The 13,562-nt window shown below is 65.6% G+C and carries 8 protein-coding genes; 4 read left to right on the top strand and 4 right to left on the bottom strand.

The annotated features are described in order from the left end of the window. Position 1 precedes the first annotated feature (1 nt). Together kduD and kduI are read right to left on the bottom strand one after the other, a co-directional pair. On the bottom strand, positions 2–754 hold the full coding sequence (kduD, locus tag ATE70_RS19635; RefSeq protein ID WP_058539402.1) for a 2-dehydro-3-deoxy-D-gluconate 5-dehydrogenase KduD: 753 nt from the start codon (positions 752–754) through the stop codon (positions 2–4). 93 nt (positions 755–847) lie between these two features. After that, positions 848–1,690: a 5-dehydro-4-deoxy-D-glucuronate isomerase gene (gene kduI / locus ATE70_RS19630; protein ID WP_058539373.1), complete on the bottom strand. Its 843-nt coding sequence runs from the start codon at positions 1,688–1,690 to the stop codon at positions 848–850. A gap of 171 nt (positions 1,691–1,861) precedes the next feature. Between kduI and ATE70_RS19625 the strand changes: the two genes are divergently transcribed. After that, positions 1,862–2,911 (top strand): LacI family DNA-binding transcriptional regulator, encoded by a 1,050-nt coding sequence (locus ATE70_RS19625; protein WP_058539372.1) that lies wholly within the window; start codon positions 1,862–1,864, stop codon positions 2,909–2,911. Between the two features lie 3 nt (positions 2,912–2,914). Here ATE70_RS19625 and ATE70_RS19620 read toward each other — a convergent pair whose 3' ends face one another. Continuing rightward, a complete protein-coding gene (locus ATE70_RS19620) occupies positions 2,915–4,594 on the bottom strand; it encodes a hypothetical protein (protein ID WP_058539371.1) in 1,680 nt (559 codons plus the stop codon). Positions 4,595–4,683: 89 nt separating this feature from the next. Next, positions 4,684–7,293 carry a TonB-dependent receptor gene (locus ATE70_RS19615; protein ID WP_197411519.1) on the bottom strand — a complete coding sequence of 870 codons (2,610 nt, stop codon included), beginning with the start codon at positions 7,291–7,293 and terminating at the stop codon, positions 4,684–4,686. A gap of 354 nt (positions 7,294–7,647) precedes the next feature. Here ATE70_RS19615 and ATE70_RS19610 point away from each other — a divergent pair, with 354 nt between their 5' ends. The 3 genes from ATE70_RS19610 to ATE70_RS19600 are packed head-to-tail and all read left to right on the top strand — an operon-like array spanning position 7,648 to position 13,442. Beyond that, positions 7,648–8,829: an efflux RND transporter periplasmic adaptor subunit gene (locus ATE70_RS19610; RefSeq protein ID WP_058539369.1), complete on the top strand. Its 1,182-nt coding sequence runs from the start codon at positions 7,648–7,650 to the stop codon at positions 8,827–8,829. Between the two features lie 6 nt (positions 8,830–8,835). Continuing rightward, a complete protein-coding gene (locus tag ATE70_RS19605) occupies positions 8,836–12,036 on the top strand; it encodes an efflux RND transporter permease subunit (protein ID WP_058539368.1) in 3,201 nt (1,066 codons plus the stop codon). Next, positions 12,033–13,442 carry an efflux transporter outer membrane subunit gene (locus ATE70_RS19600; RefSeq protein WP_058539367.1) on the top strand — a complete coding sequence of 470 codons (1,410 nt, stop codon included), beginning with the start codon at positions 12,033–12,035 and terminating at the stop codon, positions 13,440–13,442. Before ATE70_RS19605 ends, ATE70_RS19600 begins: the two co-directional genes overlap by 4 nt. Positions 13,443–13,562: the final 120 nt, after the last annotated feature.

Here is a 13,562-nt window from a genome sequence, read left to right as displayed (position 1 = left end):
GCTAGCGCGCGAGCCAGCCGCCGTCGACGGCGAGGATATGGCCCTGGACATAATCCGCCGCCGACGAGGCGAGGAAGACCGCGGCGCCGCCGATATCGGCAGGGTCGCCCCAACGTCCAGCGGGGATGCGCTCCATAATCTGGCGGTTGCGCGTCTCGTCGCCTTGCAGCGCGGCGGTGTTGTTCGTCGCGATATAGCCGGGCGCGATCGCGTTGACCTGCACACCCTTTGCCGCCCACTCGTTCGCGAGCAGCTTGGTGAGTCCGCCGGCCCCCGATTTCGACGCGGTATAGCTCGGCACGCGGATGCCACCCTGAAAGGTCAGCATCGAGGCGATGTTGATGATCTTGCCCGACCCGCGCGCGATCATGTGGCGGCCGACGCTCTGGCAGAGGAAGAAGAGCGTCTTCAAATTGGTGTCCATCACCGCGTCCCAGTCGGCCTCGGTGAAATCGACCGCATCGGCGCGGCGGATGATGCCGGCATTGTTGACGAGGATGTCGATGCGCCCGAACTCGGCGAGCACCGCATCGACGAGCGGCTGCACCGCGCCGACGCTCGACAGGTCGGCGGCGAAATTCTCGCCGCGGCGACCGAGCCCGCGTATCTTGCCGACGGTCTCGTCGGCGGGCGAGCGGCCCGCGGCGGCGATGTCGGCGCCCGCTTCGGCGAGCGCGAGCGCGATCCCCTGCCCGATGCCGGTGTTGGCGCCGGTGACGAGCGCGACTTTTCCTGTGAGGTCGAACATCTTCATCTTCCTACCCTTCGTCATGCCGGGCTTGATCCGGCACCCATTTCAGCGGCGTAGTCTGGACCCCGGATCAAGTCCGGGGTGACGATGAATGGATTACGACAGCTGACAGATGTCGAGGACGTTCATGTCCGTATAATCCTGATTCTCGCCCGCCATCGCCCAGATGAAGGCATAGGATTTGGTGCCCGCGCCCATGTGGATCGACCAGGGCGGCGAAATCACCGCTTCCTCATTCTGCATGACGATATGGCGGGTGGCTTCACCCTCGCCCATGAAATGCATCACGCGGTCGCTGTCGACATTGTCGAGTTCGAAATAGAAATAAATCTCGCTGCGGCGCTCGTGGATGTGCGGGGGCATCGTGTTCCAGACGCTGCCTTCCTTGAGCACGGTCAGCCCCATGACGAGCTGCGCGCTGTCGCACACGCCCGGAATGACGAGCTGAAAGATCGTGCGTTCGTTCGATTCGGCGAGGCTGCCGCGATCGAGTGCATTGGCGTCGGCGATGCCGAGCTTGCGCGTCGTGAACGCCTTGTGCGCGGGGCACGATGCCAGATAGTAGCGCGCGCCTTCGCCTGCAAACTCCACGTCCTTCGCGCCCATCGTCACATAGAGGCAATCCTTGTTGCCGAGCGTGAAGCTTTCGCCGTCGACGGTGACGGTGCCCTCGACGGACGAAACGTTGACGATCGCGAGCTCGCGGCGTTCGAGGAACGGGTGGCCCGCGGCCGACGGCGGCTCGCTCTGCGCGGGCAGCTTGACCGGGGCCGAACCCACGGCGACGCCGCCGATCACGAAGCGGTCGGCATGGGTGTAGTTGAGGACGCACTCGCCGTCACGAAACAGGTTCTGGATGAGGTAGCGATCGCGCAGTTCGGCGTTCGACACCTCCTCCATCATCACGGGATGGGTGGCGTAATAGGTCTTGGAAAACATGGGATCGCATCCTCGCTCGATATTTCTGGCTTGCCGCCTTGCTAGTTTTGATGGTAACCGGTGTCAAGAGGTGTTGGCACCCCCGCCGGGCGGTTGATTTTACGCTTTCGAGCGCCCATCAGCATTGCAAAGCGCGGGCCTGGCCAGAGGCTTGCAGGGGAAAGAGCGAATATGGCGGCACAGAATAAGGGGCCGGGGGGCAAGCAACCGACGATCAACGACGTCGCGGCGCTTGCGGGGGTGTCGAAAAAGACCGTGAGCCGGGTGATCAACCGCTCCGAATTCCTGACCGACAAGACGCGCGCCGCGGTCGAAAAGGCGATCGAACAATTGGGCTTCGTCCCCAATCCGCAAGCGCGCGCGCTCGCCTTTCGCCGCAACTTCCTGATCGCGCTGCTCCACGACAATCCGAACGCGCAGACCGTGCTCAACTTCCAGCGCGGCGTGCTCGACGCGATCAAGGACAGCGACCTTGCTTTGCTTGTCCGCCCCGTCGATCGCGGGTCGGACAAGCTGCTCGACGATGTACGCACGTTCCTGGAAAAACAGCGGCCGATCGGCGCGATGCTGCTGCCGCCGATTTCGGAGAATGACGATCTGGCCGCGCTCTGCGAGGATCTGGGCGTGCGTTATGTCCGCGTCGGGTCGGCGCCGCTCGACGATGCGAAGCATTGCATTTCGTCGAACGATCGCGAGGTCGTCGCCGAAGCGGTGCGCCGATTGATCGCGCTCGGCCATCGCCGCATCGGTTTCGTGCGCGGCCCCGTCGGCTTCCGTTCGGCCGCCGAGCGCGAAGAAGGTTTCCGCGAGGCGCTGAGCGAGGCCGGACTCGACCTTCCTCCAGCATTCAACGCGCCCGGCAATTACCGCTATACCGCTGGCATCGAGGCCGGCGAAGCCCTGCTGTCGCTCGCCGCCCCGCCGACGGCGATCTTCTGCTCGAACGACGAGATGGCGGCCGGCGTGATGAGCGTCGCGCACAGCAAGGGCGTGAAGGTGCCCGAGCAGCTTTCGATCATCGGCTTCGACGACAGCCCGACCGCGACACATATCTGGCCCGCGCTCAGCACGGTCCGCTGGCCGATCCACGAGATGGGTATCCGCGCCGCGCAAACGCTCGTGCCCGATTTTCTCGCCCCGGGGACCAAGGTCGCCGAGGGCGCGGTTCTGGCCTCGACCTTCGTCGAGCGCCAGTCGGTCGCGCCGCCTTCGACGAAATAAGGCTCAGCGGCGCCGGCGGGCGAGCTGATATTCGTAGAGCGACGGCACCGCGGCGACCGCCTGCCCCGTGCCCTCGATATAGGGCGCGGGGGTGTAGCTGACCGCGATCTTGCGGTTCGCGTGCAACCCGACGATCCGTTCGCCGGGGCCTTCGAGTCCGCTTGTGATCGCGACCGTGGCATCGGCGGGCACGCTTTCGGGCATCACCAGCTTCGCGTTCCACAGCGTGTTGTAAAGCCCGTGCCCCGGCTTCCAGTAGGGCGCGCCGCCGCCGACCCACAGCTGGTAATGCCAGCCGTCCTTGCCCTGTTTGGGGTCGATGTGCATCTCGATCGCGTCGAACAGATTCTGGTGGTTCGACCCGCTGTGCTGGTCGATGATCGCCTCTTTCTCGACGACCGAGCGCAGGAACACCGAGCGCGTCGAGCGCGTGTTGATGCTGACCGGGTGAACGACCGGATTTGCGACCTTCAGATCCTTGACGAGCACATTGTGCACCGCGCCGACATGCACCGAATAATGCGCGCGGCGGTCGCCGGTGGTGGTGACGTCGGCGATCGTCAGGCTCGCGGCATTGTCGGTGAGGATGCCGCTGTCCGCGCGATCGATCGTCAGCTTGCGGACCCAGCCGTCGAAGACGCCGGTCATATAGATGCCGTTATAGCCCTGCTCGAGATGATGGCCGAACGACGGCGCCTCGGGAAATTGCAGCCGCAGATTCTGGATGCCCACGTTCGACAGATGCTTCCATTGGGCGACCACCGCCGGCTGGGCGGCGCGGACATCGTGGAGCAGCGGGTCGCCGAGCGTCACCGTCTTGCCGCGCACCGCGACAACGCGCGTCGCCTGCGCGACCACCGGCCGGTTCGGGAAGCTCCAGTGATGCGAGCCGATCGGCAGGTCGGTATCGCCATAGAGCGATTTCAATATCTGGCTGTTCGGCCCGTCGACCGAGAACCATTGCAGCTGCACGACATCGCCGACTTTGAACTTCGACGCATCATCGACCGTCAGCGTGCGGGCGAACTGCTTGCCCGAAACCCCGGTCGCGAGCACCGGATCGCGGACATCCTTCGTCCCGTCATAGGAGACCGGCCGGCTGCCCGCGGGCGCGACATAGATCATCCCGCCCGCCCACGTATATTCGGTGAACAGATAGTCGATATTATGCTCGGGCTCGACCTGTTGCTTCTTCTCGCGCACCATATAGGCGCGCAGCTCGTCATAATCGCGGCTCTGGTCGATGAGCTTCAGCGGGCGCGGGAACCAGAGTTCGCTGCCGCCCGGCCCGTTGCCCGCGCCGTCGAGGATGATATCGCTGCGCGTGATCCGCAGCACCTCGGTGATCTGCGTGCGGCCTTTGGGGAAACGCAGCGTCACCTTGCCCTTCACCGCGTTCGCCGCGGCGAGCGCGCGCAGCACCGCCTTGCTATCGTCGAGCCCGTCGTCGGGGATCGCGCCATAGTCGGTGACGTCGACGATCGTCCCCGCATCGGCGGGGATCGGCGCCAACCCGAAGCCATAGCCGGCATAGCTGAAATCGGGCAGCGGGTTCGCCGCTATCGTCGCGGGGTCGGAGAGGATTTTGGGCAGTTTCGCCGGTTGCGCCTGCAAGGGGAAAGTCAGCGCCGCGCCGAGCGCCAGAACCGAAACGAGGCGCGCACGCCGATCACGCGAAATCATAACCCGATACACTCCCTGCGGCCCCGTTTGGCATCACCCCCTTTGGCATGGCGGCGCGCGACCCACACCGCCATGCCGGGGACCTCTTTTTAGAACTTCGCGTGCACGCCGACCGAGAAACGCCGCTCGGACAGGGCATAGCTGTTGAGCGCGGTCGTGTTGAAATTGCTATACTCGGTCGTCGCCGATTTCTTCGGCATCAGATTCTGCGCCTGCAGCGACACCGCGATATTCTTGGTGATGTCGACCCCGATCTGCGCGTCGAGCTGCGAGCGCGAGCCGACGAAGCTCGGCCGCCCTTCGGAGAATTCGAACACCGCCTCGTCGCGGTAATTGTACGCGATGCGCGCCGAGAAAGGCCCCTTCTCGTACAGGCCGACCAGGTTGTAGCTGTTCTTCGACACCGCGACGAGCGGGAAGCCCGCGCTGTCCTCCGAATCCGAATAGGTGTAGTTCGCGATTACCCCGAAGCCGTCGAGCGGTGACGGCAGGAAGTCCATGAACTGCTGGATACCGATTTCGAAGCCCTTGATCTTCGCGCTTGAGAGGTTCTCCGGGCGCGAGAAGGTGAGTTCGCGGCCCTGCGGGTCGAGGTTGGTGTCGACCCCGGTGGTGACGAAGCTCGCGATGAAATTCCTCACATCCTTATAGAAGACCGCACCCGAGATCAGCGAGCTCTTGCCCGTATAATATTCGAAGCTGACATCGGCCTGCGTCGAGATCGGCGGTTCGAGATTCACATTGCCGCCGGTGACCGACAGGTTGGTCGCGTTGAAGAAGGTCGAGGGCGCAAGGTCGGCGATCGAGGCGCGCTGCATCGTCTGCGACCCCGACACGCGGATCAGGAAATCGTCGGTGACATTGAACGCGATGTTCGCGCTCGGCAGCACATTGGTGTAGCGATTCTTGTCGTTGACCAGCCGGCTGACGGTGCCGACGTTGACATAGCTATCGACCGACAACCGCGTCGACGCGATGCGCACCCCGGCATTCGCCTTGTACGGGATGCCGGCAATCTCGCCCTCGCCCGATACCATCAGATAACCGGCGAGCGTCTTTTCGCTGAAGTCATAGTCGCGCTGCAGATTGGGCAGCAGCGTCGAGCGGCCATTCGCGTTCGGATTGGGCTCGGCCGCCTGCGCGCGGTTGAAGACATAGTCGAACGTCGGCGCGGTGCTCAAAAAGCTGCGCGGGAAGGTTCCCGGAATGTCGGACAGGAAATCGCCCGTGTCGACCAGCTTCAGATAGGGCTCGATCTCGGCGCGGGTCGGCGTGACCTGGCTGCGGAACGCGTTCGAGCGCGCATGGAGGTCGGTATAGCGAACCCCCGCGGCGATCGTGACGCCGCCGGTTTCGTAGCTGACGTCGAGCTTGCCCGTATATTCGTCGAGCAGGCCGATCAGGCGGTTGCTGCGCACGCCGTTCGTCGCCGGGTTGTACGATGCATAGTTGGTCGGATTGAACGGCCCGGTCAGTGTCAGCGACGGGATCGTCGTGTCGCGGAAATCGAACGCACCCGGCACCGCGGCGGTGCCCTGCAAGGTGATGATCTGGATCGTCTGGTCGATCGTGCCTTTGCTGTAATAGCCGTCGGCCTCGATCGTCAGCCCGTTGTCGCCCTCATATTTGCCGTTGAGCCCATAGAGGAAGCTTTCGGTCGGCTCGTTGCGGATCTGCCCCGCGGTGGTGACGGTGCCGTTGGCGTTGCCCGCGACGACCATGCCATCCTCGACGACGCGATTGGTGACGGGATTGGTGCCCGTCGGCAGGCGGAAGGCGAAAAAGTCCTGGCGGCGCCCGGTCTTGAGCTTCGAATAGAGCGCGTCGGCGGTGATCGTGAACTCGGGCGTCACCTCGAACTGGATCGCGCCGTTGAGGCCGAGGCGCGAGCGGTCGACGGTGAACTGCTCATATTGCAGCAACACCGGGGTCGGGAAGACGCCGCCGCCCGTCCCCGTATAGGTGCGGCCCAGGAAATTGTTGCGCTCGAACGTCTGCGTCATCGAGGTACGCTTTTGATATTCGCCCGCGATCATCACACCGATGCGGCCATCGGCGAACTTGGTCGTCGCAAAACCGGTGATCGCGGGTTCGAACTTTTTCGAATTTTCCGAATAGACGCCCTGCGCGCGGACCGAGATTGTCGGTTCCTTGAAGCTCAGCGGCTTCGGCGTGACGAGGTTCACCGTGCCGCCGAGGCCGCCTTCGGCATTGCTGGCGAGCGGCGATTTGCGCACTTCGAGGCGGCCGAACAGGCTGGAGGGCACCGAATCGAGCCCCGACGAGCGACCGAGCTGGTCATTTTCGGGCGGCGACAGGCGCGCCGACCAGCCGAGCAGCGTACGGCCATCGACCTCGACGCGCACCTGCTGCAGCCCGCGCACCGACACCGACTGGCCTTCGCCGAAAACACGGGTGATCTGAACGCCGGTGACGCGCTGCAACGCTTCGGCGACGTTGGCGTCGGGCAGCTTGCCGACGTCTTCGGCGGTGATGACGTCCATGACCTGATCGGCTTCGCGCTTGATGTCGGCCGCCCGTTCGAGCGACGCCCGGATGCCGGTCACCACGATCGCGTCATCGGCGGCCGGAGCCGCCGCATCCTGCGCATGGGCCGGCGATAGCGCCAGCGCCGCGAGCGACGCGCCGCCTGCCAGTTTCGCCAATGTCCGGACGCCCCGCCTTGCCTGAATAGCCATCTTCATCCTCCCACGCCGGCGGCGGCCTGTCGCCTGCTCGCCAATGATTTCCCATGGAGATTGCGCCTGATGGCCAGCCCTTGTGGCCGCACCAGCCGCCTTCCCGTTTCTATTTCGTTGCCCGGCACTGGTAACCGGTGTCACGAATGATGCGGGTATTGGTGGGCCCATGTCAAGCAAAAATTGTATGACAACTACCGCCTTGTATGACAACTCGGGTGGCGATGGGCCGCGGTAGAAAAATTGTCGTAATTTGTCGCATCGCTTGCATTGCGCTTGCATGGCGCAATCCAATGGGTTGAAAGGACGCAACCTCCCCCGCCTCCCGGCGAACCGATACGAGAACAACCAACTATGCTGGACAAAAGGTCGCTGTCGCTGACCGGAGTGCTGTGTGCCGCGGCTCTATCGCTCGGCGCCTGCTCGGGTCAGGATGAAAGCAAGAATGGCCGCGGCGCGCCCGAGGTCGGCTATGTCGCCGTTAAGGTCGAGCCGGTGCCCGTCACCTCGTCGCTCGGCGGACGCACCGTCGCGTTCGAGACGAGCGAAGTGCGCCCGCAGGTCAATGGCCTGATCCGTCGCCGCCTGTTCACCGAAGGCGGCTTTGTGCGCGCCGGCCAGCCGCTCTACCAGATCGACGCGAGCCTGTATCAGGCGGGGGTCGACCAGGCCGCCGCGAACCTCGCGAGCGCCCGCGCGAGCGCGCAGGCCGCCGACGAACGCGCGCGGCGGCTCGAACCGCTCGCCAAGATGCAGGCGGTCGCCGAGCAGGATTACACCGACGCGCTCGCGCAGGCGCGGATGGCGCGCGCCGCGGTCGCGCAGAATGGCGCCGCGCTGGAAACCGCGCGCATTAACCTGCGTTTTGCGACGATCACCGCGCCGATCAGCGGCCGCATCGGCCGCAGCCTCGCGACCCCCGGCGCGCTCGTCAGCGCGAGCCAGGCGAGCCCGCTCGCGGTGATCCAGCAGACCGATCCGATGTATGTCGACATGCAGCAGTCGAGCGCCGAGCTCACCACGCTGCGCCAGGCGATCGAAAGCGGCGGGGTCACCGCGGGCAGCACCTCGGTGCGCCTGCGCATGGAGGATGGCAGCGCCTACCCCTTTGCCGGCGTAGTCCAGTTTTCAGACGTCACTGTCAACGAGGCGACGGGCACCGTCACACTGCGCGCGCGCTTCCCCAATCCCAGGGGCATCCTGCTGCCCGGCATGTTTGTGACCGCGCTGTTCGACCAGGCGGTGAACCCGACGGCGATCCTGCTGCCGCAGGCCGCGGTGCAGCGCGATTTCGACGGGTCGGCCTTCGTCTATCTTGTCGGCAAGGACAACAAGGCGGCGCGGCGCAAGATCGTCGCCGACCGCACCTCGGGCGCCAATTGGGTCGTCACCGACGGGCTGAAACCCGGCGACCGCGTGATCACGCAGGGCATCGGCAATCTGCGGCAAGGGGCGCCGATCCGCCCCGTGCCCGCGAGCAGCGCGCAGCGCGTCGGTGCTCCGAAGGGCGGCGACGCCCAAGCCAAGGGCAAGTAGCCTCTTATGTCGCGCCTTTTCATCGACCGGCCGATCTTCGCCTGGGTGCTGGCGATCATCGTCATGCTCGGCGGCGCGGGCGCACTCTTTTCGCTGCCGATCGAGCAATATCCCGACATCGCCCCGGCGCAGGTCAATATCCGCGCCTCCTATCCGGGCGCGTCGGCCGAAACGATCGAGAACAGCGTCACGCAGGTGCTCGAACAGCAGCTGACCGGGATCGACGGCCTGCTCTATTTCAGCTCGCAGTCGAGCTCGCGCGGTCAGGCGAACATCACCGCGATCTTCGAAAAGGGCACCGATCCCGACATCGCGCAGGTGCAGGTCCAGAACAAGATCGCATCGGCGGTCTCGCGCCTGCCGCAACAGGTGCAGCAGCAGGGCGTGCGCGTCACCAAGTCGAACTCGGACACGCTGCTGCTCGTCGGCGTTTACGATTCGACGAACACGCGCGTGAACCAGGACGTGTCCGACTATATGGCGTCGAACATCCAGGACCCGCTGTCGCGCGTCGAAGGGGTGGGCGAGGTCAATATCTTCGGCGCGCCGCACGCGATGCGCATCTGGCTCAATCCGCAGCGGCTCGCCGCGGTATCGCTGATGCCGAGCGACGTGATTTCGGCGATCACCGCGCAGAACAGCGAAGTCGCGGCGGGCGACGTCGGCGGCCTCCCCGCGCCGCAGGGCCAGATGCTCAACGCGACCGTCACCGCGCAGTCGCGGATGCAGACCGTGCCCGAGTTCGAGAATATCGTGCTGAAGACGCTGCCCGACGGGTCGAGCGTGCGCATCAAGGATGTCGCGCGCGTCGAGATCGGCGCCGAAAGCTATGCCGTCGTCAGCCGGATCAACGGCCATCCGGGCGCGGGCATGTCGATTTCGCTGTCGCCGGGGTCGGACGCGCTCGAGACCGCCGACCGGGTCAAGGCGCGGATGGAGGAGCTCGCCGCCGATTTCCCCGACGGGCTGACCTACAGCTACGCCAATGATTCGACCGCCTTCATCAAACTGTCGGTGAGCGAAGTGCAAAAATCGCTGTTCGAGGCGATTTTGCTCGTCATCCTTGTGATGTTCGTCTTTCTGCAAAGCTGGCGCGCGGTGCTGATCCCCGCGATCGCGGTGCCCGTCGTGCTGCTCGGTACCTTCGCCATCTTCTATATGCTGGGGTTCAGCATCAACACGCTCACCCTGTTCGGGCTGACGCTCGCGATCGGGCTGCTCGTCGACGACGCGATCGTCGTGGTCGAGAATGTCGAGCGATTGATGGAAGAAAACCCGGGCATGTCGGCGCGCGACGCGACAATCCAGTCGATGAAGGAGCTGCAGGTCGCGCTGATCGCGATCGCGCTCGTGCTGTCGGCGGTGTTCCTGCCGATGGCCTTCTTCGGCGGGTCGACCGGCGTCATCTATCGCCAATTCTCGGTCACCATCGTGTCGGCGATGGCGCTGTCGGTGCTCGTCGCCTTGATCCTGAGCCCCGCACTCACCTCGACGCTACTCAAGCCGAAGAGCCATGGCGACGCTCCGGCCGAGGGCGGGCGCTTCCCGCGCGCGCGTGCCTTGCTCGAACGCGCCAAGACCGGCTTCAACACGCGCTTCGACCGGTCGGTCGACCGCTATGTCGGCAGCGTTACCAAGGTCGTCGACCGCAAATGGCTCTTCCTCGGCATCTACGCCGTGCTGCTCGTCCTGCTCGTCGTCCTGTTCCTGCGCCTGCCGAGCGGCTTCCTGCCCAACGAGGATCAGGGACGCGTTTCGGTGCAATTTCGCTTGCCCGCGGGCGCGACGCAGGCGCGTACGCTCGAAGTGCGCGACGAAATCGAAAAATATATGCTCACAGCGGAAAAGGCGAACACGCAGGCGCTGTTTCTGATCGCGGGGGGCGGCGGCGGTGGCGCTTCGGGGCAGAACACCGGCCAGGGCTTCGTCAACCTCACCCATTGGGACGACCGCCCGGGCAAGGAGAATACCGCCGATGCGATCGCCGAACGCGCGCGCAAGGCGCTGAGCGGCCTCCGCGACGCGCAGATCTTTGCGCTCGTCCCCGGCGCGGTGCGCGGGCTCGGCGATTCGTCGGGCTTCACGATGCAGTTTCAGAACCGCAGCGGGATGAGCCGCGAAGAGTTCGCCGAAGCACGCGAAAAACTGCTTTCCGCGGCGAATGCGAATCCGAAGCTGACCTCGGTGCGCCTGTCCGACCTTCCCGACGTCGCGACGCTGAAGATCGATATCGATACGCAGCGGCTGACGGCGTACGGCATCGACAATGCCGATGTGAATTCGACGCTCGCAACCGCGTGGGGCGGGCGCTACGTCAACGACTTTATCGACAAGGGCCGCGTCAAGCGCGTCTATGTCCAGGGCGACGCCCCCTATCGTGCGCGGCCCGAAGACCTCGGCCAATGGTATGTCCGTTCGGCCGACGGCGAAATGTCGCCCTTCTCCGCCTTCGCCAAGACCGGCTGGTCTACGACGCCGAGCAGCAGCTCGCGCTTCCAGGGCGTGCCCGCGTTCGAAATCTCGGGCCAGCCCGCGCCGGGCACCAGCTCGGGCGAGGTGATGGACGAGATGGAGCGGATGGCGAACGAGATCCCCGGCACCAGCGTCGCCTGGTCGGGCTCCTCCTATCAGGAGCGCCTCTCGTCGGGACAGGCGCCCTTGCTCTATGGCCTGTCGCTGCTCGTCGTCTTCCTCTGCCTCGCGGCGCTTTATGAAAGCTGGACGATCCCGCTCGCGGTGATCCTGGTCATTCCGCTCGGGCTGATCGGCGCGATCTTTGCCGTCAATCTGCGCGGGCTCGAGAATGACGTCTACCTCCAGATCGGTCTGCTCACGACGATGGGGCTCGCTGCGAAGAATGCGATCCTGATGATCGAATTCGCCGAGCAGGAAGAGCGCAAAGGCAAACGCGTGATCGAGGCTGCGATCGCCGCCGCGCGCATCCGCCTGCGCCCGATTTTGATGACGAGCTTTGCCTTCATCTTCGGCGTGCTGCCGCTCGCGATCGCGACCGGCGCGGGTGCGAACAGCCGCGTCGCGATCGGCACCTCGGTGATCGGCGGCATGCTCACCGCCGCCTTCCTCGCGATCTTCTTTATCCCGCTCTTCTTCGTCCTCGTCCGCCGCGGCGTGCGCGACGGCCTCGCGGCGGCGCGCGCGCGCTTCGGCAAGAACAAGGGTGAAGGCGCGGCGGAGGTGCCGGCATGATCCACGCCCGCGCCCTGCTGATGGCAAGTACGCTGATGCTGGCCGGCTGCTCGCTCGCGCCGAAGACGGTGCTGCCGGCGCCGCCCGTCCCGCAAAGCTGGCCCGCCGGCGACGCCTATCTGCTCCAGAGCGAGGCGGCGCTGCCGATCCTCTCGTACAAAAGCGTGTTCACCGATCCGCGACTCCAGTCGCTGGCCGATCAGGCGCTCGCGAACAACCGCGACCTCCGCGTCGCTTACGCCAATGTCGCCGCGGCGCGCGCGCAGGTCCGCGTCACGCGATCGGGGCAATTCCCCGAGCTCGGGATCAGCGCCGGCGCAGGCTATTCGGATGGCGGCGGCAACACGAACGGCAGCGGCGATTTCTCGCTGCGCGGCGGCATCACCGCTTTCGAACTCGACCTGTTCGGCAAGCTCGCCAACGCGACCGAAGCTGACCGCAATCGCGCGCTCGGCACCGAGGCGGCGTCGCGCACCATGCGGCTAGCGCTGATCGCCAATCTCGCGGACGCATGGGCGACCTATGGCGCCGACCGCGATCTGCTCAAAATCGCCGAGGACACCGCCACCAATGCGCGCGAGAGCGTGCGGCTGACCAAGGCGCGGCTCGACGGCGGCGTCGCGCCGCGCACCGATCTGCGCCAGGCCGAACAGATCCTCGCGACCGCCGAGGATTCGATCGCGCAGCAAAGGACCGCGCTCGCGCAGGATGAGAATCTCATCCGCCTGCTCGTCGGCGGCGATGTCGACCGGACGCTGCTGCCCGCGAGCCTCACCGAAGTGACGCCCGCGATCGTGTCGCTGCCCGCCGGGGTCAGCTCCGAAATCCTGCTCCGCCGTCCCGACGTGATCGAGGCCGAATATGGCCTGCGCGCCGCCAACGCCGACATCGGCGTCGCGCGCGCGCAATTGTTCCCGTCGATTTCGCTCACCGGACTGCTCGGTTTTGCGAGCAACGCGCTCTCCGGCCTGTTCGACAGCGGGTCGTTCAACTGGTCGGCGGGCGGCGACGCGACCGCGACGATCTTCGACGCCGGCGGCCGCCGCGCGGGTGTCGCAGTCAGCGAAGCGCAGCGCGACGCCGCGCTCGCGGGCTATGAAGGCGCGATCCAGACCGCATTCCGCGAGGTCGCCGACGCGCTCGCGGTGCAGGGCACGATTTCCGAGCGCGCCCGCGCCGCGGCGGCGAACACCGAAGCCGCCGCCGACACCGCGACGCTCGCCGACGCGCGCTACAAGGGCGGCGTCGACAGCTTCCTTTCCAGCCTCGACGCGCAGCGCAGCCTCTATTCGGCGCGGCGGAGCGAGGTCGGGACGCAATTGCTGCTCGTCAGCACGCGAATCGCGCTGTTCCGTACGCTGGGCGGCGACAGCAGCGCGGGTTCGGCCGCGCCTGCACCCCAATAGCTTCGTCACCCCGGACTTGATCCGGGGTCCACGACCACGCCGCCGGAATGGATGCCGGATCAAGTCCGGGGTGACGGAACGGGAGCGACTGACTCATCTTGACAATCGACCCCGCTCGCG

It is taken from the genome of Sphingopyxis sp. H053 (assembly GCF_001468225.1).
GTDB lineage: Bacteria > Pseudomonadota > Alphaproteobacteria > Sphingomonadales > Sphingomonadaceae > Sphingopyxis.
This window is presented reverse-complemented; position numbering and strand designations above follow the sequence as displayed.